Source organism: Ditibartonella apis (assembly GCF_001952075.1).
Classification (GTDB): domain Bacteria; phylum Pseudomonadota; class Alphaproteobacteria; order Rhizobiales; family Rhizobiaceae; genus Bartonella; species Bartonella apis.
Window position 1 is genome coordinate 325,705 of record NZ_LXYU01000002.1, and the last position, 20,355, is coordinate 346,059.

At 45.0% G+C, this 20,355-nt stretch carries 17 protein-coding genes and 1 riboswitch; of the genes, 8 read left to right on the top strand and 9 right to left on the bottom strand.

The features are described from left to right. Positions 1-209: 209 nt before the first annotated feature. The gene (locus PEB0122_RS05945) at positions 210-1,118 is read left to right on the top strand and encodes an NUDIX hydrolase (RefSeq protein WP_075916059.1); all 909 of its coding nucleotides are present in this window, start codon (positions 210-212) and stop codon (positions 1,116-1,118) included. A gap of 323 nt (positions 1,119-1,441) precedes the next feature. Here PEB0122_RS05945 and nrdF read toward each other — a convergent pair whose 3' ends face one another. Genes nrdF through nrdH form a run of 4 tightly spaced genes read right to left on the bottom strand, consistent with a single transcriptional unit; the run spans position 1,442 to position 5,177 of the window. Beyond that, on the bottom strand, positions 1,442-2,410 hold the full coding sequence (gene nrdF, locus PEB0122_RS05950; RefSeq protein WP_075916061.1) for a class 1b ribonucleoside-diphosphate reductase subunit beta: 969 nt from the start codon (positions 2,408-2,410) through the stop codon (positions 1,442-1,444). 13 nt (positions 2,411-2,423) lie between these two features. Further along, entirely contained in the window at positions 2,424-4,574 is a 2,151-nt protein-coding gene (nrdE, locus tag PEB0122_RS05955) for a class 1b ribonucleoside-diphosphate reductase subunit alpha (protein ID WP_075916063.1), read from the bottom strand. After that, entirely contained in the window at positions 4,538-4,954 is a 417-nt protein-coding gene (nrdI, locus tag PEB0122_RS05960) for a class Ib ribonucleoside-diphosphate reductase assembly flavoprotein NrdI (protein WP_075870202.1), read from the bottom strand. Before nrdI ends, nrdE begins: the two co-directional genes overlap by 37 nt. 1 nt (position 4,955) lies before the next feature. Then, positions 4,956-5,177: a glutaredoxin-like protein NrdH gene (gene nrdH / locus PEB0122_RS05965; protein ID WP_075870203.1), complete on the bottom strand. Its 222-nt coding sequence runs from the start codon at positions 5,175-5,177 to the stop codon at positions 4,956-4,958. 231 nt (positions 5,178-5,408) lie between these two features. After that, positions 5,409-5,626, bottom strand: a riboswitch (cobalamin riboswitch). Positions 5,627-5,855: 229 nt separating this feature from the next. Here nrdH and PEB0122_RS05970 point away from each other — a divergent pair. After that, positions 5,856-7,070: an MFS transporter gene (locus tag PEB0122_RS05970; protein ID WP_075916065.1), complete on the top strand. Its 1,215-nt coding sequence runs from the start codon at positions 5,856-5,858 to the stop codon at positions 7,068-7,070. A gap of 54 nt (positions 7,071-7,124) precedes the next feature. Here the strand turns inward: PEB0122_RS05970 and prmC are convergent, their stop codons facing one another. The 4 genes from prmC to secA form a co-directional block, all read right to left on the bottom strand. Then, positions 7,125-7,976, bottom strand: a complete 852-nt coding sequence (gene prmC / locus PEB0122_RS05975; protein ID WP_075916067.1) for a peptide chain release factor N(5)-glutamine methyltransferase — start codon at positions 7,974-7,976, stop codon at positions 7,125-7,127. 2 nt (positions 7,977-7,978) lie between these two features. Next, on the bottom strand, positions 7,979-9,058 hold the full coding sequence (prfA, locus tag PEB0122_RS05980; RefSeq protein WP_075870206.1) for a peptide chain release factor 1: 1,080 nt from the start codon (positions 9,056-9,058) through the stop codon (positions 7,979-7,981). Positions 9,059-9,254: 196 nt separating this feature from the next. After that, complete coding sequence (locus PEB0122_RS05985) at positions 9,255-9,671, bottom strand: Fur family transcriptional regulator (protein WP_075870434.1); 417 nt, start codon at positions 9,669-9,671, stop codon at positions 9,255-9,257. Between the two features lie 345 nt (positions 9,672-10,016). Further along, positions 10,017-12,731, bottom strand: coding sequence for a preprotein translocase subunit SecA (gene secA, locus PEB0122_RS05990; protein WP_075916069.1), 2,715 nt, complete (start codon positions 12,729-12,731; stop codon positions 10,017-10,019). A gap of 446 nt (positions 12,732-13,177) precedes the next feature. Here secA and PEB0122_RS05995 point away from each other — a divergent pair, with 446 nt between their 5' ends. The 6 genes from PEB0122_RS05995 (at position 13,178) to PEB0122_RS06020 (ending at position 18,597) form a co-directional block, all read left to right on the top strand. Then, positions 13,178-14,173 (top strand): peptidylprolyl isomerase, encoded by a 996-nt coding sequence (locus tag PEB0122_RS05995; RefSeq protein WP_075870208.1) that lies wholly within the window; start codon positions 13,178-13,180, stop codon positions 14,171-14,173. A gap of 99 nt (positions 14,174-14,272) precedes the next feature. After that, positions 14,273-15,511 (top strand): bifunctional glutamate N-acetyltransferase/amino-acid acetyltransferase ArgJ, encoded by a 1,239-nt coding sequence (gene argJ / locus PEB0122_RS06000; RefSeq protein WP_075916071.1) that lies wholly within the window; start codon positions 14,273-14,275, stop codon positions 15,509-15,511. Further along, positions 15,492-16,283, top strand: coding sequence for a GNAT family N-acetyltransferase (locus tag PEB0122_RS06005; RefSeq protein WP_075870210.1), 792 nt, complete (start codon positions 15,492-15,494; stop codon positions 16,281-16,283). Before argJ ends, PEB0122_RS06005 begins: the two co-directional genes overlap by 20 nt. Then, positions 16,280-16,693: an 8-oxo-dGTP diphosphatase MutT gene (gene mutT / locus PEB0122_RS06010; RefSeq protein ID WP_075870435.1), complete on the top strand. Its 414-nt coding sequence runs from the start codon at positions 16,280-16,282 to the stop codon at positions 16,691-16,693. The genes PEB0122_RS06005 and mutT overlap by 4 nt, the downstream gene beginning before the upstream one ends. Positions 16,694-16,800: 107 nt before the next feature. Further along, positions 16,801-17,058 carry a hypothetical protein gene (locus tag PEB0122_RS06015; RefSeq protein ID WP_075870211.1) on the top strand — a complete coding sequence of 86 codons (258 nt, stop codon included), beginning with the start codon at positions 16,801-16,803 and terminating at the stop codon, positions 17,056-17,058. A 147-nt stretch (positions 17,059-17,205) separates the two neighbouring features. Further along, positions 17,206-18,597: an L-cystine transporter gene (locus tag PEB0122_RS06020; RefSeq protein WP_075870212.1), complete on the top strand. Its 1,392-nt coding sequence runs from the start codon at positions 17,206-17,208 to the stop codon at positions 18,595-18,597. A 664-nt stretch (positions 18,598-19,261) separates the two neighbouring features. Here the strand turns inward: PEB0122_RS06020 and PEB0122_RS06025 are convergent. Next, complete coding sequence (locus PEB0122_RS06025; RefSeq protein ID WP_075916314.1) at positions 19,262-20,143, bottom strand: methyltransferase domain-containing protein; 882 nt, start codon at positions 20,141-20,143, stop codon at positions 19,262-19,264. Positions 20,144-20,355 lie beyond the last annotated feature (212 nt).

Below are 20,355 nucleotides of genomic sequence, written 5' to 3' on the forward strand. Positions count from 1 at the left end.
CGAACTCTTTCAAGAACCGGATAATCTCCAATTGGCATTAAATTGCTATTTCGCTGTTTTTTAATCTTGGCTATTCAGTTTGCTGCTCTATATGGCGGAAAATCCATGCCCCTAATTGCGTGGAGACAAAAATAAGAAGGAATATAAAACTGGCATCTGGCGCGACTTATATTTCTTTAGGCCCTAAACTAAAGCTAAATATTTGAAAAATGACAATTGCAACCAAACAGACAGCTCTTTCCAAGATTGAACTTATCGGAGTCATAGTCTCGGTTACTGATGACAATCCGAAAGTTATTACCGTCGGACCTCAACAAAAATTACCGTCAGGACCGCTCAAAAACTATAAACAGAGTTTACAATCAACTCTGCGCGATTGGGTGAACACACGAACAGGGCATCCTGTCGGTTTTCTCGAACAACTTTATACTTTTACCAATCGCGACCGAGTTATATCGGAAGGCAATATGCCTACTGTCTCGATTAGCTATTTGGGGTTGGTACGCGAGCATGACGAGTTTTTGCCTGAAGTCGAGTGGCATGACTGGTACGAACATTTTCCGTGGGATGATTGTCGCAACGGGAAACATCCATGCGTTGATAAAATTATCGATGCACTTAACGCGTGGGCGGAAAGAGATCCGGAGACATGCGCCTTTAAAAAGCGCAGGATTTCTTTTCTCTTCGGCTGTAACGGTTTTTCATGGAATGAAGATTTCATACTTCAAAGATACGAACTTTTGTATGAAGCAGGATTGATTGCCGAAGCAGGTGGGAGCCTATTTGCTGGCACGCCGATGTTTGCTGATGACCGCCGGATTTTGGCAACAGCAATTGCAAGACTTAGAAGAAAAATCAAATATCGTGCTGTTATATTCGAGCTTTTGCCTGAAAAATTTACCTTATTGCAGTTACAAAAGACAGTTGAGGCCATTATTGGAAGGCGCCTTCATAAGCCGAACTTCCGTCGCTTGACCGAACAACAAGGTATTATTGAAGAAGTCGGGGAATTCGAGACAAAAACCGGTGGCAGACCCGCTAAGTTATATCGTTATCGGCAAGAGATTATCGAGTCCTGCGTCATCTCGCTTTCCCGTTTTCCGATTGCACGTTCATAACGCGAAGGGCGAATAGATGACGCATCGGTCAAAACTCTGTTGTCTGCAATGGTTTGATGTGCAATAGTTTCACCCTCCTGATGCTATTGAACAAACTGAACAAACCGCGCTTTAATCTATTTTCAAGCAATCTGTTTTTTACATGATCAAGCGACAGCCCGCTTAGGAGGCGGCAGCTTTGGTGCCCAATATTTCCCGCGGCGCTAGTGATAAGTTTCGGTTTCCATAGATTTTAATGGGCGTTACGTTTTGGCAAATTGCGTGTTGCATTTACTTTAAGAAGAGAAGAGGAGCACTCTTCTCTTCTGTTTTTCTTTAAAGTTTTAAAAGTCCCAATCAGCGTCTTCTGTCGCTACCGCTTTACCGATCACATAAGATGATCCGGAGCCTGAAAAGAAATCATGGTTTTCATCTGCATTTGGTGAGAGAGCTGAAAGAATAGCTGGATTGACCTTGCAAATATCGGGAGGAAACAAAGGCTCGAATCCCAAATTCATCAATGCTTTATTCGCGTTATAGTGCAAAAACACCTTCACTTCTTCGCTTAACCCCACCCCGTCATAAAGCTGTTCGGTATATTTTGTTTCTATGTCGTAAAGCTCCATTAAAAGCGTATAGGTAAAATCTTTCATTTCATTCTGCCCGCTTTGAGACAGCTTGTTAAAGCCGATTTGGAACTTGTAACCGATATAGTAGCCATGCACCGCCTCATCACGAATGATCAGCCTGATAAGATCGGCAGTATTGGTAAGTTTTGCCCGACTTGACCAATACATCGGCAAATAAAAACCGGAATAGAACAAAAAGCTTTCCAGAAAAACCGAAGCAATTTTTCGCTTCAAAGCATCACAGCCATTATAATAATCAAGAACGAGTGTCGCCTTTTTCTGGAGAAAAGCATTGTCTTCCGACCAACGATAGGCTTCGTCGACATCTTTTGTCAGACAAAGGGTTGAAAATATCGACGAATAGGAGCGGGCATGGACTGCTTCCATAAAAGCAATATTGGTAAGCACCGCTTCCTCATGGGGAGTGATCGCATCCGGCAAAAGCGAAATGGCGCCTACAAAATTCTGCATTGTGTCAAGCAGAGTAAGTCCGGTAAGGACGCGAATGGTCAATTGCTGTTCTGCCAATGTCAAACTTGCCCATGACGGGACATCATTGGAAAGTGGGACTTTTTCCGGAAGCCAGAAATTTCCTGTCAATCTGTTCCAGACTTCGAGATCTTTTTCGTCTTCAATCTTATTCCAGTTGATCGCCGGAATGGTTTTTAAATGGTTTGTTAGCATAAGAAATTTATCCTTAAAGACTACAGGAAACGCAAGTTTCGACTTCGGTTCCGCTCAATGCCTTTTGGCGTAGCCGTACATAATAGATGGTTTTGAGTTTTTTCTTCCACGCGTAGATTTGCGCTTTGTTGATATCGCGCGTCGTGGCCGTATCGGGGAAAAACAGCGTTAATGACAAGCCCTGATCGACATGTTGACCGGCTGCGGCATAAGTATCAATGATCTTTTCAGGACCTATTTCATAAGCGTCCTGATAATATTCAAGATTATCATTGGTCATATAAGGTGCCGGATAATAGACCCGACCAATTTTGCCTTCTTTGCGTATTTCGATTTTTGCAACAATCGGGTGAATGGATGCTGTGGCATTATTGATGTAGGAAATCGAGCCGGTGGGCGGAACCGCCTGTAAATAACGGTTGTAAAGCCCCCATTTTTTCACCGATTGCTCAAGTTCCTGCCAGTCTCTCACAGTAGGTATCGTGAAATGCCGGTCAGCAAAAAGCTGTTTGATGCGTTGTGTTTCCGGCTCGAACTTTCGAGTGAGATATTTTTTAAACGCACGCCCATCGGCATAGGCTGATTGTTCAAAACCTTGAAATGTTTTGCCCTTTTCTTTTGCTATAAGGTTCGAGCTTCTCAACGCATGAAAGGCAACTGTATAAAAATAGAGATTGGTGAAATCGAGTGCTTCGGGAGAGCCGTAATAAATATGCTCTTTGGCAAGAAAGCCATGCAAATTCATTTGACCAAGACCGATCGCATGCGCCTCGCGATTCCCCTTTTCAATTGATGGCACACAGACAATATCGCTCATTTCGGAAACTGCTGTTAAGGCACGAACTGCTGTTTCAACTGTTTTGCCGAAATCGTCGGACTGGAAAGCTTGAGCTATATTGAGCGAACCCAGATTGCACGAAATATCGTTACCGATATGACGATAGCTCAAATCAGTATTCAATGTACTCGGCTCATTGACCTGAAGAATTTCGGAGCAAAGATTGCTCATATTGATGCGTCCGGCAATGGGGTTGGCGCGATTGACCGCATCTTCGAACACGATATAGGGATAACCCGATTCAAACTGGATTTCGGCCAGAGTTTGGAAAAAATCACGGGCATTGATTTTTTTCTTGGTTATGCGCGGGTCATCAACGAATTTGCGATAGTGTTCGCTCAAAGATATGTCGGATAAAGCTTTACCCGTGACTCTCTCTACATCATAAGGTGAAAAAAGGTACATATCCTCGTTATTGCGTGCAAGCTCGAAAGTAATATCGGGTATGACCACACCGAGGGAGAGCGTTTTGATGCGGATTTTTTCGTCGGCATTTTCCCGCTTGGTATCCAGAAAACGCATAATATCGGGGTGATGAGCACTTAAATAAACTGCCCCTGCTCCCTGTCTTGCGCCCAATTGATTGGCGTAAGAAAACGCGTCTTCAAGAAGTTTCATGACCGGCACAATTCCGGATGACTGATTTTGTATTTGCTTGATCGGTGCACCTTGTTCCCTGATATTGGTGAGGCACAAAGCAACTCCACCACCGCGCTTTGAAAGCTGCAAAGAAGAATTGATTGCACGACCGATCGATTCCATATTGTCTTCAACACGCAGTAAAAAACAGGAAACAAGTTCGCCGCGTTGTTTTTTGCCGGCATTGAGAAATGTTGGCGTTGCCGGTTGAAAGCGGCCGGTCATCATTTCATCGACAAGTCTTTCGCAGAATTTTTTGTCGCCTGTAGCAAGTGTCAGCGCCACCATAACGACACGATCTTCGTAACGTTCGAGATATCTTTTCCCGTCGAAAGTCTTGAGCGTGTAGCTCGTATAATATTTGAAGGCTCCCAAAAACGTGGGAAAGCGGAATTTGAACGCATAGGCACGTTTGAAAACTTTTTTGATAAAAGCAAAATCATAACGCTCAAGAACTGATTTCTCGTAATATCCTTCACGCACGAGATAATCGATTTTTTCTTCAAGATCATGAAAAAATACCGTATTCTGATTGACATGCTGCAAAAAATATTGCCGTACAGCTTCACGATCTTTATCGAACTGGATAAGCCCGTCATCGTCAAAAAGATTGAGCATCGCATTCAATGAATGATAATTTTTGTCACTATCTAAAGTGTCTGTTTTTTCTGCGCTATCTGTTTCCATAATTTTCCTAATCCTTGTCTGACAAGGTTCACGTCTTCTGTTGTCCCCCTGAGCTCGAAACTATAAAGCCAGGGCACACGACACTTTTGAGAAATGACTTTTCCGGCCAGCGCATAAGCCCAGCCGAAATTACGATTGCCGCCAGCAATAACGCCTTTAAGAAATTGCCGGTTTTCTTGATCATTGAGAAAATTGATAACGGTTTTAGGCACTGCCCCGTCGCCTTTGGCACCGGCGTAAGTCGGTACCACCAGAACATAAGGTTCAACCACTTTCGGAATTGCCGTTTTTTTGAAAAGTCTTAAAGACGGTTCACCGATTTGTTGCACAAAATAATCGGTATTGCCGGTGGCACTCGAATAATAAACAAGGAGTGCCATATCATTCGAGCCCGTTTATTTTATCAGGTTGGAAACCGGCCCAGTGATTGTTTCCGGCAATAACCACCGGCAACATTTTATATCCCAAACTTTCGATATAGGATAAAGCCTCCGCATCTTTGGAAATATCCACAATATCGTAAGAAATATGTTTATTATCCAATGCCTTGTATGTTGCTTTGCATTGTACGCAAGATGGTCGGCTGTAAATTGTAATTGTCATGATTTTTTCCTGATTTTTGGTTGCAAAGTCCCGCCTGCTTTCTTCCTTGAGAAAGCAGCATAAGAGACGTTTTTTAAAAGTTGCGTCGATAAGGCGAACTTCAGCCGGTCAGGAAAAATGATTAAGAATCTTGAACATAAAACTTCCTTCCCGAAGCAATGTGGGGGATATGGCTAAGCCCACATCCGCACAAAACACGTCCGGAAAGGCCATAACCAGAACACCCCGTCTGTTGACATTCAATTCAAGGCAGGTCTCCTGGCTCATGGCTTGAAGCGCCAAAACCACCTTCCCGGGTGACCCCAGTGGCATACGATTTTGACTTACCATTTACAGTTGCGGGGGCAGCTTCGGCTTTCTAATAAATTACCGAATTCCCTCTTAGCTCTTTCATCCGATTTCGAATCCCAAAATTCGAATCAAAGAGAACCCTGAACACAATATCTAGTATCACTCATGAGAGTTGCGTCAATATGTTTTAAAAAACCAAGTCAGATTATATACAATTTTTGCGCGTTTTGCGAAAAAGGGATCACGCAAATTTCCGTTTTACAATGTCACTTTTTGTTGACGGTTCAATTATATAAATTGAATTTAGATTTTTATGAAATTACATTAGAGCCACCCGCCATAATAGCGGAGAGTTAATCGGGGGGAGGTAGATACTCGGAGTATAAAATGACTACCTCAACAGCCACTAAGGCTGAACCTGGTGTACAAAGCGGAACGACTTTATATAAGCGCATAAGCGTGGCAATGTTTTTTGCCGGCTTCGCAACTTTTTCTCTTCTTTATTGCGTTCAGCCACTACTACCATCTTTCGCAAACCACTATCATATAACGCCAGCGAACAGTTCGTTGGCGCTTTCTATATCAACGGGCTTTCTCGCCTTTTCCATTCTTCTTTCAAGTGCTTTTTCCGAAGCGCTCGGCCGCCGCGGTTTGATGACCGCATCGATGATCGGTGCTTCTGTTCTAAACATTGTCGCAGCTTTTGCGTCGAGCTGGCATTGGCTTCTTGTCGCACGTGCCTTGGAAGGCATTCTCCTCGGGGGCGTGCCGGCCGTTGCGATGGCCTACCTTGCCGAAGAAATTGCACCACGAGGATTCGGAAAAATCATGGGGCTTTATGTCGGTGGTACGGCATTCGGCGGCATGATGGGCCGGGTTGGTATGGGCAGCCTTATCGAGTGGTTCAATTGGCAATGGGCTTTGGCAATTATCGGTATTATTGATCTGATTGCAGCCATTGCGTTCTATTTTCTGTTGCCACCATCCAAGAACTTTGTTGCCGTACATGGTATCAATATCCATCACCACATAAGAGCATGGATAGGCCATATTGGCTCGATACGGTTGCTTTACATTTATCTTTTCATCGCTTTGGTGTTCGGTGATTTCGTTGCGATTTTGAACTATACCGGCTTTCGTATGAGCGGAGCACCGTTCTTTCTTAGCCCGACTGAGATCGGCTTTATCTTCCTGAGTTATGTTTCAGGTATTATCGTTTCGCCGATTGCCGGAAACCTGACCAATAAATATCATCGCAGCTCGCTATTGTTTATTTCCGTTGCGATTCTGGCTTTAGGGCTGATTTTGACGCTCACTAACAGTCTGTTCTGGTTTATTGTCGGTATCGTGTGCGTAACAATCGGGTTTTTCTCCGCTCATGCGGTGGCAAGCAGTTGGGTTGGGCGCATTGCAGTTGGAGCAAAAGGGCATGCAACAGCACTTTACCTTCTGTTCTACTACATGGGATCGAGCTTCATCGGTGCTTTTGGCGGCTGGTTCTGGTTCCATGGCGGCTGGGACATGGTCATCGCCTTTACTGGCACGCTCGTCATCATTGCATTCATATTCTGCTATTTGTTACGGCGCCGTGAATTGGCTTAAATTTTTCATTGCTATAGAAAAATGAAGCAAATGCTAAGAGCGTGAGTTTCACGGTCAGCAAAACAACAAGGCGCGCAAAATACCATTCAAGTCTTTGCGCGTCTTTTTCAATTCAAAACCATTCTCTGAAAAAAGAGCAATCACGTCTTTTTCCTGACCTTTGCCAATTTCAACCGCAATCATTCCATGCGGTTTCAAAAATGGTCGGCTTTCTTCGGCGAGCTTCCGATAAAATTGAAGTCCGTCTTTTCCGCCGGACAAGGCTCTGAGCGGGTCATATTTTTTCACCTCGGTTGCAAGGGTGGAAATTTCGCTTTCCGGAATATAGGGCGGGTTCGATATTATCATATCGAACTCTCCTGACAAACCAGAAAACCAGTCGCTTTTTAATGAGCTGAAACGATCTGCCACTCTTGCGCTTTCCGCGTTCAATGATGCTGTTTTTAAGGCGTCCTCGCTGATATCGACAGCCGTTGCCTTAAGCCCGTCAACATTTGCTAGAAGAGCAATTGCAATGGCCCCTGTTCCGGTTCCCATATCGACAATGTCGGCTTCCTCGTACTGATCAGCAATAGAGCGAATTTCCGGTAACACCAGATCGACAAGCGCTTCTGTATCATCTCTTGGTTCAAGAGTATCAGCGGACAGATGAAATTCTATCCCGTAAAATTCCCGTCTCCCGATAATCCGGTAGACCGGCTTACCATTCAGACGTTCAACAATTGCCTTATCAAGCCGTTGCAAGGCGTCTTCGCTCACTTGAAAATTGGCATTGAGGATTTCATCCTTTCGCGTCGTCGATGTGAAAAACTCGACCAGTAGGCGAGCATCAAGATCGGCATTGTCCAATTTTCTGTTGCGAAACAGTTTTCTTGTTTTTTTCAAAACGTCAGAAAGACTTGCCATAATCAGCCGTTATTGCCGAGTTCTGCGAGCAAACTCGCCTGATGATCAGCAATTAATGCGTCAATCAACTCGTCAAGTTCACCTTCCATAACTCTGTCAAGCTTATAGAGCGTAAGATTTATCCGGTGATCTGTCACACGACCTTGCGGAAAATTATAGGTTCTAATGCGCTCGGACCGGTCTCCCGAACCGACCTGACTTTTACGGGAAGCGGAGCGTTCACTGTCGGCCTTTTGTCGCTCCAGATCATAAAGTCGTGCCCGTAAAATTTGCATCGCGCGTGCACGGTTCTGGTGTTGGGATTTTTCGGCCTGCACAACCATAATACCGGTTGGCAGGTGAGTGATACGCACAGCGGAATCTGTTGTGTTGACATGCTGGCCACCAGCGCCTGATGCCCGCATTGTATCAATCCTTATATCTTCCGGTTTGATTTCGACATCAATTTCCTCCGCTTCAGGTAAAACCGCAACGGTTGCCGCCGAGGTATGAATGCGCCCACCGGCTTCCGTTTCCGGAACACGTTGGACACGGTGCACACCCGACTCGAATTTCAACCTCGAAAACACGCCCTTTCCTGTGACAGAAGCGATAATTTCTTTATAGCCTCCGACATCCCCTTCGCTTGCGGAAACCACTTCCACTTTCCAACCGTGCAAACTCGCATAACGTTCATACATGCGAAAAAGATCACCTGCAAAAAGAGCAGCCTCCGACCCGCCGGTACCCGCACGTATTTCCAAAATTGCACTTTTTTCGTCAGCAGCATCTTTCGGCAATAGCTCGATTTGGACATCATGTTCCAATTTTGCAATTTTGTCTTTCATGCCGGGAAGTTCTTCTTCGGCAAGACCACGCATTTCCGGATCAATTGAATGATCTTTCAACATGGCTTCAAGGTCATTTGCTTCATGATGAGCTTTATTAAGTTCGCGTATCAGACCGACAACAGGTTGCAATTCGGAATATTCCGAGGCGAGTTTTACATAGGTCTCGGCATCCGGATTATTCGCCATTTCACTTTCGATCATCTCGAAATGCTTTTCGAGTTGATTCATACGCTCTTGCGGTAATGCAACCATATTTTTCACAGGCCTGTATGTTTATATGGATCAATCGTTCCGATCACTGACAAAGACCGGTCAAATCTTTGATAATGCACCACAAGCTGCTTGCCAATGCCAAAACGGCATTTGCTCGACGGGAATTTGAAAAACGAGCGTCTTTTTGCACCATTCATCTTGAGATGAACATGTTTTTTAAAGACAAACCTCTCATCTAGCGCTTGCGTTTCTTCCCATAAAGTTCAAAGCGATGATGAATAATGTCATAGCCTAATGAATGGGCAATTTCTTCTTGCAATTTTTCAATCAGGTCGGAGCGGAATTCAATAACATCGCCGGTGTCGATATCAATGAGGTGGTCGTGATGCTCGCGATCTTTCTGTTCAAAACGGGATGGCCCGCCTTCAAACTCGTGCCGTTCGATTGCTCCGACTTCTTCTAGAGCCTTCATTGTACGGTAGACCGTTGACAACGAAATTGTTGGATCTTTTTCACTCGCACGTTTGAAGAGCTCGAACGCGTTCGGGTGATCCAGATTATTATTAAGAAGACCAAGAATAATACGCCGTTGCCTCGTAATTCTGAGGCCGCTTTTGCGTAATTCTTTTTCATAATCGGGCTTATCTTCCATGATAACTACTGAACCGTTCATCTAATTGCGTAAAAGAAAAAAGAGTTTTTCATTCAGATTTTATAACTTGCATATAAGTTTATTAAAACCCCCTGAATGTAACCTAAAATAACCGGACAAGTTAAGCTTGCACCACGTTTTAAATAAAACTCTTTTTGACCAATCCGGCTTTCAAATATTTATTCATATTTTCCAACCATTACAAAAATTTGCTACAAGCACAAATAGACGCAATTTTGCGTCTATTTAAATTTTTAGAATGTCGAGCGAATAAATTCCGATTTTTTGTAACCGGAATTTTTATCTTATGTCGCACAAATTAGAAAGGCGATACTGTTTTATCGTTTAAACAAACGATCCATGGCAGTGTTTGTATTTTTTACCTGACCCACAGGGACAAAGTTCGTTACGCCCGACTTTTCCCCATGTTGTCGGATCTTTCGGATCACGTTTGGATGGTGCAACAACAGTGTCATCCTGCGCGCTAACCGAAACCATACCTTCAGCGTCGTCCTGACCGTTAAATTCCGGATGTTCAGCATGCATTTCCGGAAGCGGAGCCGGTTCGCTCGGCTGTTCAACGATTTCAAAACGCATAAGTTTGGAAACCACGTCACGCCGCAAATTGGAAAGCATTGCCTGAAAGAGTTCAAAAGATTCAGTTTTATATTCGTTGAGCGGATCACGCTGACCATAACCGCGGAATCCGACGACAGAACGCAAATGGTCAAGATTGACCAGATGTTCACGCCATAATGTATCAATACTTTCAAGCAACATGGCTTTGCGGAAATAGGCCATGACTTCGGGGCCGAACCGTTCCTCACGCTCTTTTGCCCGTTCGTCCATCGCTTTCTTGACGCGCTCCAATATCTGTTCTTCGGCAATGCCTTCTTCTTTTGCCCAATCTTCAACCGGTAAATCGAGGTTGAACAATTCACGCAATTGGTCACGCAGTCCGACAGCATCCCATTGTTCGGAATAGGTTCCATGCGGCACGTATTTTTCAACGAGATCCTCTATGACTTCATCGCGCATTTCTGCGATCATATCTGTCAGATCTTCCGAATCCATAACCTCCATACGTTGTTCAAAAATAACCTTACGCTGGTCATTCATGACATCGTCATATTTCAGGAGATTTTTACGGATTTCGTAATTGCGCGCCTCGACCTTTTTCTGCGCTTTTTCGAGTGCCTTGTTAATCCACGGGTGGGTGATGGCCTCGCCTTCTTTCAGGCCGAGTTTTTGGAGCATTCCATCCATGCGGTTGGAACCGAAAATGCGCATAAGATCATCTTGTAACGACAGATAGAATTTCGACCGTCCGGGGTCACCCTGACGGCCGGAACGACCGCGCAACTGGTTATCAATACGTCTGCTTTCATGGCGTTCTGTTGCAAGAACGTAAAGGCCACCGGCTGCAAGTGCCTTTTCCTTCAATTTGGCAACATCATCTTTGATTGCTGCAATTTTCGCATCGCGTTCGGGACCTTCAGGTACATCTTTCAATTCCTGTTCAACACGCATATCGACATTGCCGCCAAGCTGGATATCGGTACCGCGACCGGCCATATTAGTTGCAATTGTAATTGCACCGGGCACTCCGGCCTGTGCCACGATATAAGCTTCCTGCTCGTGATAGCGGGCGTTCAATACGTTAAAACCGGTAATGCCGTCTTTGCGCAGACGATCAGCCAGATGTTCGGATTTCTCGATTGATGTAGTGCCAACCAGAATAGGCTGCCCGCGTTCGTGGGAGGCACGGATATCGCGAACAATTGCCTGATATTTTTCTTCGACAGTGCGATAGACTTCATCATTCTCGTCGATACGTTTGACCGGCAGGTTGGTCGGAATTTCGATGACCTCAAGGCCATAAATGTTGCCGAATTCTTCGGCTTCTGTTGCCGCTGTACCGGTCATACCGGCCAATTTGTCATACATGCGGAAATAGTTTTGGAATGTAATGGAGGCAAGCGTCTGGTTTTCCGGCTGGATAGCGACATGTTCCTTGGCTTCCAAAGCCTGATGAAGCCCTTCCGAATAGCGACGCCCCGGCATCATACGGCCGGTAAATTCGTCAATAATCATAACTTCGCCGTTACGCACGATATAATCCTTGTCGCGCGTAAACAGTTTATGGGCTTTCAACGCATTGTTGATGTGATGCACAATCTTGACATTTTCAATGTCATAAAGGCCATGGCCTTTTAATAGCCCTGCCTCGGCAAGCATTTTTTCAACTTTTTCGGTGCCGATTTCTGTGAAAGTCGCAGTCTTCTGCTTTTCGTCAATTTCATAATCTTCGGGCTTCAGCGGCGGTATGAAAGTATCAATCTGTTTATAAAAATCGGTACGATCTTCAAGCGGGCCGGAAATGATAAGCGGCGTTCTTGCTTCATCAATAAGGATAGAATCAACTTCGTCGACAATTGCGTAATGATGGCCACGCTGAACCATCTGGCTACGATCAAACGTCATATTGTCACGCAGATAATCGAAACCGAGTTCATTGTTGGTGCCATAAGTAATATCACAGGCATAAGCAGCCCGACGCTGGTCGTTATCAAGATCATGAACAATAACGCCGGTTGTAAGGCCGAGAAAGCCGTAGAGCTTACCCATCGTCTCGGCATCGCGTTTTGCCAGATAGTCATTCACTGTGACGACATGCACCCCTTTGCCTTCCAAAGCGTTGAGATAGACCGGCAAGGTTGCCATCAATGTTTTACCTTCACCGGTACGCATTTCCGCAATGCCGCGATTATTCAAAACAATACCGCCAATAAGCTGGACATCGAACGGTCGCAAACCGAAAACGCGCTTGGACGCTTCTCTTGCAGTTGCAAAAGCTTCTGGCAAAAGAGAATCAAGTGTTTCTCCCTTTTGCAATCTTGCGCGGTATTCATCGGTTTTTTGCCGCAATTCACTATCGCTCAATTTTTTGAATTGTTCTTCGAGTGCATTGATCTCTGCAACTTTAGGGCGAAGAGATTTTACCCGACGTTCAAAAGCCGAACCGAATAATTTGCGCGCAAGGCCGCCTAAACTGACCATTTCTGGTCCTTTCCGATGTTAGTTACTGGCGCTTGATGAACGCCGGTTGAATGACGTACACGCTTTAACCTTCAACGGCAGAGCATGCAACAGACTATGGCTGCAACAATGCCGACAAAGTCTTAAAACTTGAAGTATACCCAATATTTACGACACAGATAGGTGTCGCGACTTTTTCTGTCAACATTGAGGCCGAAGTTTATATCCATGAGAAATATGGATAAAAACCGCATAGTTTCCAAATTTTACACCCGTTTCGGCTCACTTTGCACATATTTTGGAAAGTGCGACAACACCCGAATATCACAATAGCCACAGAAAAGATGTGAATTTTGCCCAAAATTCCAAACATTTTTATCAACTTGTCAAACAACATGATATGAATGTCCCGAATTTAACCAAAATTTCAGTCCAGAACATCTTGTCTGTTCGCAAGGAGACCGTTTATGAAATCCATTCCCCTAACCCTATTGCTGTCGTCGGCTCTGCTTCTTGGCACCAGCCTGACATCGTCAGCACAGAATGCTCCTCAACCTCAACAGAGCACACCGGATGCTGCCGCTCCGGCCCAGCCCAAATTGCCGGATCCTTCAGGAGCACCCGCAGCACAGCCTGAAAAACCGGTTGATCCGTCACATGTGATGGCTGTCGTCGACGGCAAAAATGTGACTGCCGGCGACCTTGACGCCATGGCCAATGACATTGATCCGGGACTTGCCCGTCTACCCGACCAACAACGCCGGATTACCGTTTTAAAAATTTACGTCGATATGAAGACATTGTCCGATGCAGCGTTGAAAGACGGGCTCGACAAAACACCCGAATACGAAAAACGCATGGCTATTATGCGCGATAATGTTCTTCAGCAGCTTTATTTCAAAAATTCCATTGTTGATAAAATTACCGATGACGATGTCAAAGCACGTTACGAAAAGGAAATCGCTGGTCTTCCCAAGGAACAGGAAGTTCGCGCCCGCCATATTCTGGTAAAAACCAAGAAAGAAGCTGAAGATATTATCAAAAGCCTCGATAAAGGTGCGAAATTCGACGAGGTTGCCAAGGAAAAATCAAGCGAAAAATCGGCTGCTACAACAGGTGGCGATGTCGGTTACTTCAGCCGTGGGCAAATGGTCAAGCCGTTTGAAGACGCTGCCTTTGCTTTGAAAGTTGGCGAATATACAAAAACACCGGTTGAAAGCCCGTTCGGCTGGCACATTATCAAGGTTGAAGACCGTCGCGAAAAACAGCCACCTGCATTGGCCGATGTCAAAGACGGTATTCGTAATATGATTGCACGCGAACGCTACGTCAAAATGATTGGTGATCTGCGTGGAAAAATGGACGTCAAATATCCCGATGAAGATGTCGCTAAAATGATGCAGAAGCCCGATAGCGATACGGGTGATCTTCCCGGAGAACAGCCCGAGGAAGAAGACCAATAAGCTTCTTTTTGATTTTATGATAAATGCCGGACAATTAGCTTTTCAAATGCTTTGTCCGGCATTATTGTTTTTTAAATTTCCATTTTTCAAGAGGTTGCTATGGTTGGCAAAATTTCTCCCCTTGCACCAAAGGCTTATCCCGAAATGCCGTTAATAAAAGGCGTCCGTCTCGATACTGCCGAAGCGCATATCAAATATAAAGGCCGTACCGACCTCCTGTTTATTGTCTTCGATAATGAAACAAGTGTCGCCGGAGTGTTCACTCGGTCAAAATGTCCGTCTGCCCCTGTCGATCATTGCAGAAAAATTCTTTCTCATGGGGTGGCGCGTGGCGTTGTTGTTAATTCCGGTAATGCCAACGCATTTACCGGCAAAAAAGGGATAGCAACGACGGATGCCACGGCGAAAGCGGCAGCCGAGGCATTGGGTGCTACTCCGGAAGAAATCTATCTTGCATCCACCGGCGTTATTGGTGAACCAATGGATGCTTCGCGCTTTACCGGTTTACTACCTGAAATGGCAAAAAATGCCAAAGAAGACAAATGGCTTGAAGCCGTCAAAGCCATTATGACAACGGATACGTATCCGAAACTTGCAACGCGAACCGTCGATTTTGATGGTCACCCGATCATCATTAACGGCATTGCCAAGGGTGCCGGAATGATTGCCCCCAATATGGGAACGATGCTTTCATTTATTGTGACAGATGCTCCTGTGCATCCAGCAATTTTACAGGAAATATTATCCGATAAAGTGCGCGATACCTTCAATGCGATTACAGTTGATAGTGATACTTCGACATCAGATACCCTTCTTTTGTTTGCTACCGGTACAGCTGACGGAAACATCAAACCGCTTAATCAAAAAAATGACCCGCGTTACAAAATTCTAGCCGATGGCATTTATGAAATTCTGCACGAGCTTTCTTTGCAAGTCGTCACTGACGGTGAAGGCGCCCATCATCTGATCGAAGTTAAAGTCGAAGGTGCAACGACAAATGAAGCGGCTAGAACCATTGCCCGCTCCATTGCCAATTCGCCACTGGTAAAAACCGCAGTAGCCGGTGAGGATGCCAATTGGGGACGCGTGGTTATGGCAGTCGGTAAAGCCGGAATGGAGGCCGACCGCGACCGATTGTCAATCTGGTTTGGCCCCCACCGCTTGGCCGTTGATGGCGAACGTGATCCCCGTTATAGTGAAGAGGAAGCCTCGAACTACATGAAAGGCTCCCATATAGTCATTAAAGCCGATATTGGCTTGGGTAATGGCTGTGCAACGATATGGTCATGCGATTTGACCAAAGAATATGTCGAGATTAATGGTGACTACAGAAGTTGATAATTTGGATCGCCGGAGTACAACTCTGGCCGAGATACGCCGGCTTGAAGCACTTTCTGCCCGTGCGTGGCCGACAGAGAAAGAATTTTATGATGGTGTCTGGGCTTGCCGGTCAACGCCGGATTTTCCATCAGACCGCATCAATTCGGTGACCCCGCTTGATCCTGATGATAACAAAAATATGAGGGAACGGGTCAAACACCTCTGTTTTGACAACGGCGTCTATAAGCGGCCATTGCGTATGACACCACTTGCCCCGCTCGAGCTTTTCGACGAGCTCAAGCAAAACGGTTGGGCAAATTTCAAAGATGTGGCTGTGATGGCTCTTAAACCACTTCCCCATATTTCTGGATCGGATGTCAAACTGAAAGCTATTGATGTCGAAGCTTATAGCAAATTGACTGTGCTGAACCACACCCATGAAAATCGCTATGCCGAGATTTATTTCAAGCTTTTAAAACGTATCAAAGGAAAGCCTTCATTTTTTGAACTCGACCGTGATGGTCAAGTGATCGGCAATATCATTGCTGTAAACGATTTCGGTCAGGTCGGGCTTATCGATTTTGCAATCGTTCCGGGGTTGCGAGGGCGCGGCCTTGGCGGACTAGCATTGCAAAGCCTGATCAGCACGGTCAGCCGGAAGTCGGCTGAAGTCCCCATCGAATGTCTGTGGTTGCAGGTGGAAACTTTGAACAGTGCAGCATGGCGCCTTTATAGCGATGCAGGTTTCAAAACAATTTACCATTATCAATATTGGAGACCGGGCGTTTGACCAATTCAAAACCTATTCTTCTTGTCGTCGCCTGCGCGTTGATTGATGCCGACAATCGCGTGTTACTAGCAGAGCGCCCGAAGGGAAAGACACTGGCCGGATTATGGGAATTTCCCGGAGGAAAAATCGAGCCCGGGGAAACGCCCGAAGAAGCTCTCATTCGCGAACTTCATGAAGAGTTGGAAATCACTGTAAATGAAACTTGTCTGTCACCGATGACTTTTGCAAGTCACACTTACGAAAAATTCCATCTATTGATGCCGCTTTATATTTGTAGACGTTATGAAGGAATAGCAAAGGGAGCCGAAGGACAAAACCTTAAATGGGTTTCGGCTTCCAATCTTGATCACTATCCGATGCCGCCTGCCGATAAACCGCTTATACCTATTTTGAAAGACATTCTTCTTTAACAATTTCTTTACGTTGTTTGACAAAAATGTCGCGCCCAAGTCGCGCGTTAAATCCTTATTAACAGGTAACTTTTAGTCTGGCAGACGGTTACTCTGGAGTAATTATAATGCACCACCAAGAGTCTTTAAAAACAAACCGTAACGACCTTACTCAATCAGCAGGGACAGGTGTTTTGCGAATAGTATTGCTTTTTGGTTCCGTTGCCATCGCGCTTGGTCTCATCCTCGTCCCTATGTTGGGTGATCGTAAGGATGCCGAGCTGACACAATCAATTTTCCAGAATAAAGTGGATTACACAACTATGACGGGTTCGGTTAACCAGTCTGCTATCCCTCAAGTCGACACGGTAAAAGATCCTCAATAATTGTTTTTAGGTAGCATATTTTCGCTTAATTATCTTTATTATTGAAATATTTTTCTTTGAGATCATAGGTGCTGTCCCCTATATCACATGATTGGGGTACATTGATGCAATGGGTTGTTTTTATACCCGGCCATAGGACAGCTTTTAATGATCATCGGATTTATTGCCAATCTCGTCATATTCATTCTGCTACTCGTCGCAATCGCTAAAATGTCCAGAACCGGATGGAGCCTCTCCCGCCGTGTTCTGATCGGACTTGTGATTGGCATCATTTTCGGGGTTATATTGCAGTCCATTTACGGCTTGGAAAATCTGCAACTGAAAAAATCGATCGAATGGTTCAATATCGTCGGCAACGGCTATGTTCTGCTGCTGCAGATGATCGTTATGCCGCTGGTATTTGCATCCATCCTTTCGGCAGTTGCGCGTCTTCATTCGGCTTCGTCGCTCGGCAAAATCAGCACTATCACAATAGGCATTTTGTTGTTTACCACGTTAATTGCAGCTTTTGTTGGTGTGATGATGGTCAATCTCTTTGGTTTATCGGCCGAAGGCCTTGTTCAGGGTAGCGCCGAAAGTGCCCGACTGAGTGCTATTCAAACCAATTACATGTCCAAAGTTGCTGACATGAGTGTTCCGCAACTCATACTTTCTTTCATACCGAAAAATCCGTTTGCCGATCTCACCGGTGCCAATCCTACTTCTATTATAAGTGTCGTTATTTTCGCGGCATTTCTTGGTGCTGCAGCCATACGCTTGATGAAAGACAATCCCGAAAAAGGAAACGGCGTCATTTCTGCGATTGATACATTACAAGCCTGGGTCATGAAATTGGTCCGTATTGTTATCCTGCTTACCCCTTACGGTGTTTTTGCTCTCATGACAAAAGTTGCAGCAACTTCCAATGCAGCAGATATTCTGAAATTATTGGCGTTTATCGTCGCATCCTATCTCGGGCTTGCAATCATGTTTTGCATTCACGGGCTTCTGCTTGGAATTTCGGGCATTAACCCTCTCCGTTTCTTTTCAAAAGTTATGCCGGTCCTGACATTTGCTTTTACCAGCCGCTCAAGTGCTGCCAGTATTCCTTTGAATATCGAAGCTTTGACCGAACGCATCGGCGTTCCGCAGTCGATTGCAGGATTCGCCGCCTCCTTCGGCGCGACAATCGGTCAAAATGGTTGCGCCGGCCTTTATCCGGCAATGCTTGCCACCATGGTAGCCCCCACCGTTGGCATCAATCCGCTAGATCCGGTCTGGATCGCGACACTCGTCGGCATTGTAACATTAAGCTCGATCGGCGTTGCAGGTGTCGGTGGCGGTGCAACATTTGCTGCCTTGATTGTTCTCCCCACAATGGGACTGCCTGTCACACTTGTTGCATTGCTGATATCAATTGAACCGTTAATCGACATGGGGCGCACAGCTTTGAATGTGAACGGCGCAATGACTGCCGCAACGATTACAAGCCAAATTTTACGCGAAACCGATAAATCGATTTTTGACTCGGATAATGATAAGGAATTGACCAATACTTGAACACGAGAACGGCATAACACAAATGAAATTGAACACCATATTTTGGTGTTTTCAGCCTCTTTCGTTGGTGAATAACAACACGGTCGGTTAAACAACCGCATCGGCCTTTCCACGCGGAAACTCGTGTTTTGGGGTATTAAAAAATAGTGTTTTTATCGGCTTGCAATTGCTCAATAAAATTTACTCGATCATTGACGACTAAGCGCATTATTTAAAAAATCCGAAAAATAGAAAATGCATGTCTTTCGATAATGAATACACACTGCCTTAAAAAATATAAATTCTCATAAAAAACTTTTCATCCCATTTCCCGCTTATCCGACGTTGTTGGCCATTTGTCATTTTCTAAAAAAATCTGACTAAAAACCAATTGTTACAGCTCTATAAAGCTCGACTATTTTTCAGATTTAATCATTCCCATCAAAAACCCCAAAAAACATTGTGTGCATGTGCACAAATGTCGTAGGTTTTTAAAAATATTTTTGGTCGAATATGGCTGTTCCGATATCCGTTACAAACAACTTACTCATGAAATCTTTTCATAATTAAGGGACGGTATTGATTTATAGTGCTTTATTGACACATTGATTGACCTCGTCCGGAAAGGCTTGGAAGAGTACCAAGCCCCCTTCATGAACCCGGTTTATCAATACAGCATTTTGCACTAATGGGTCGATTTATCGCCTAAAACATCAGCGAGAGATATTGTTGCAGTTCCCGGACGGGCCGGTTTTTGCTGGCTTTTATCCGGTGCCCAACCGGAGAGCCAGATGAAAGAGAAACTCGCGCGGATGCGCCCGTCCGGATCGCTAAACCGTTTTGCATAAATTTCCGCAGCACGCTCGAAAAACCTTCTGCTTACAGGGCGACGAGACCTTCCGGTAAGCCCGTTTTGCATTCCCATAGCGCGCAGGTCGTCAATGAGTTGGAAAATCGTGTCATAACGAACAGTCAAGTTCTCGACATCACTTACCGGCATAGCAAACCCCGCTCTTTGCAACAAACTACCGGCATCACGAATATCGGTGAACGGATAGACTCTGGGGCTCACTCCACCATAAAGTTCGATTTCTGCTTCAATCAAACTTTCACGCAACTCTCCAAGAGTGCCTGTTCCAGCCATAACGCCGAGAAAAAGACCATCCGGTTTTAAACTTTTGCGAATCTGGCTTAGCACTCCGGGGACATCATTGGTAACGCTTAAGGACATGAGTGAAATAGCAAGGTCATAAAAGCCGGTCGGTAAATCCATCAATTCGCGTCCACGCTGCAAAAACGCATGATTACCGCTTGTGTAGCGCCTGTCACTCTCGACACTATCGACAACGGCGACTTTTCCGGTGTTGACAAGCGCTTCCGTTCCCGCTCCGGTATGACCGAAAAGGTCAACCGCATGAGAAAATCTCCGGTCTACCGTGAGCAACCGTTCCTGCAATTCTTCACACAAACGATTAAGTAAAAAATCACCCTTTTTACCATAACGGGTAAAAGCGCGGCTTCGAAATTTCTCAATTCTAATCTGATCAAAAATCCGGGAATCTGTCATCATTCGCTATAATCATCATTCGCTATAAATTGTCACCATTCAACATATTGTATTTTAACCGTAACCGTTTAAGCTTAAAAAGCTACAGCATATTCTTTGCCATTGAAAGATTAAACCCATTCTGTTGACTTTAACAATATCTGTGAAAATTCTGTTTTCCCGTCAGTTGTATCGGTAGGGTGAAAAGATTGTCGAAGGCACATTATCCTGAC

Coding starts and splice junctions, on each gene's coding strand:
- nrdH (WP_075870203.1), bottom strand. CDS start 5,177: ATGACAATTACAATTTACAGCCGACCATCTTGCGTACAATGCAAAGCA.
- PEB0122_RS05995 (WP_075870208.1), top strand. CDS start 13,178: ATGAAATCCATTCCCCTAACCCTATTGCTGTCGTCGGCTCTGCTTCTT.
- PEB0122_RS05945 (WP_075916059.1), top strand. CDS start 210: ATGACAATTGCAACCAAACAGACAGCTCTTTCCAAGATTGAACTTATC.
- prmC (WP_075916067.1), bottom strand. CDS start 7,976: ATGGCAAGTCTTTCTGACGTTTTGAAAAAAACAAGAAAACTGTTTCGC.
- PEB0122_RS06025 (WP_075916314.1), bottom strand. CDS start 20,143: ATGACAGATTCCCGGATTTTTGATCAGATTAGAATTGAGAAATTTCGA.
- PEB0122_RS05985 (WP_075870434.1), bottom strand. CDS start 9,671: ATGGAAGATAAGCCCGATTATGAAAAAGAATTACGCAAAAGCGGCCTC.
- secA (WP_075916069.1), bottom strand. CDS start 12,731: ATGGTCAGTTTAGGCGGCCTTGCGCGCAAATTATTCGGTTCGGCTTTT.
- PEB0122_RS06015 (WP_075870211.1), top strand. CDS start 16,801: ATGCACCACCAAGAGTCTTTAAAAACAAACCGTAACGACCTTACTCAA.
- PEB0122_RS06020 (WP_075870212.1), top strand. CDS start 17,206: ATGATCATCGGATTTATTGCCAATCTCGTCATATTCATTCTGCTACTC.
- PEB0122_RS06005 (WP_075870210.1), top strand. CDS start 15,492: ATGGTGACTACAGAAGTTGATAATTTGGATCGCCGGAGTACAACTCTG.
- nrdF (WP_075916061.1), bottom strand. CDS start 2,410: ATGCTAACAAACCATTTAAAAACCATTCCGGCGATCAACTGGAATAAG.
- PEB0122_RS05970 (WP_075916065.1), top strand. CDS start 5,856: ATGACTACCTCAACAGCCACTAAGGCTGAACCTGGTGTACAAAGCGGA.
- nrdI (WP_075870202.1), bottom strand. CDS start 4,954: ATGGCACTCCTTGTTTATTATTCGAGTGCCACCGGCAATACCGATTAT.
- nrdE (WP_075916063.1), bottom strand. CDS start 4,574: ATGGAAACAGATAGCGCAGAAAAAACAGACACTTTAGATAGTGACAAA.
- argJ (WP_075916071.1), top strand. CDS start 14,273: ATGGTTGGCAAAATTTCTCCCCTTGCACCAAAGGCTTATCCCGAAATG.
- prfA (WP_075870206.1), bottom strand. CDS start 9,058: ATGGTTGCATTACCGCAAGAGCGTATGAATCAACTCGAAAAGCATTTC.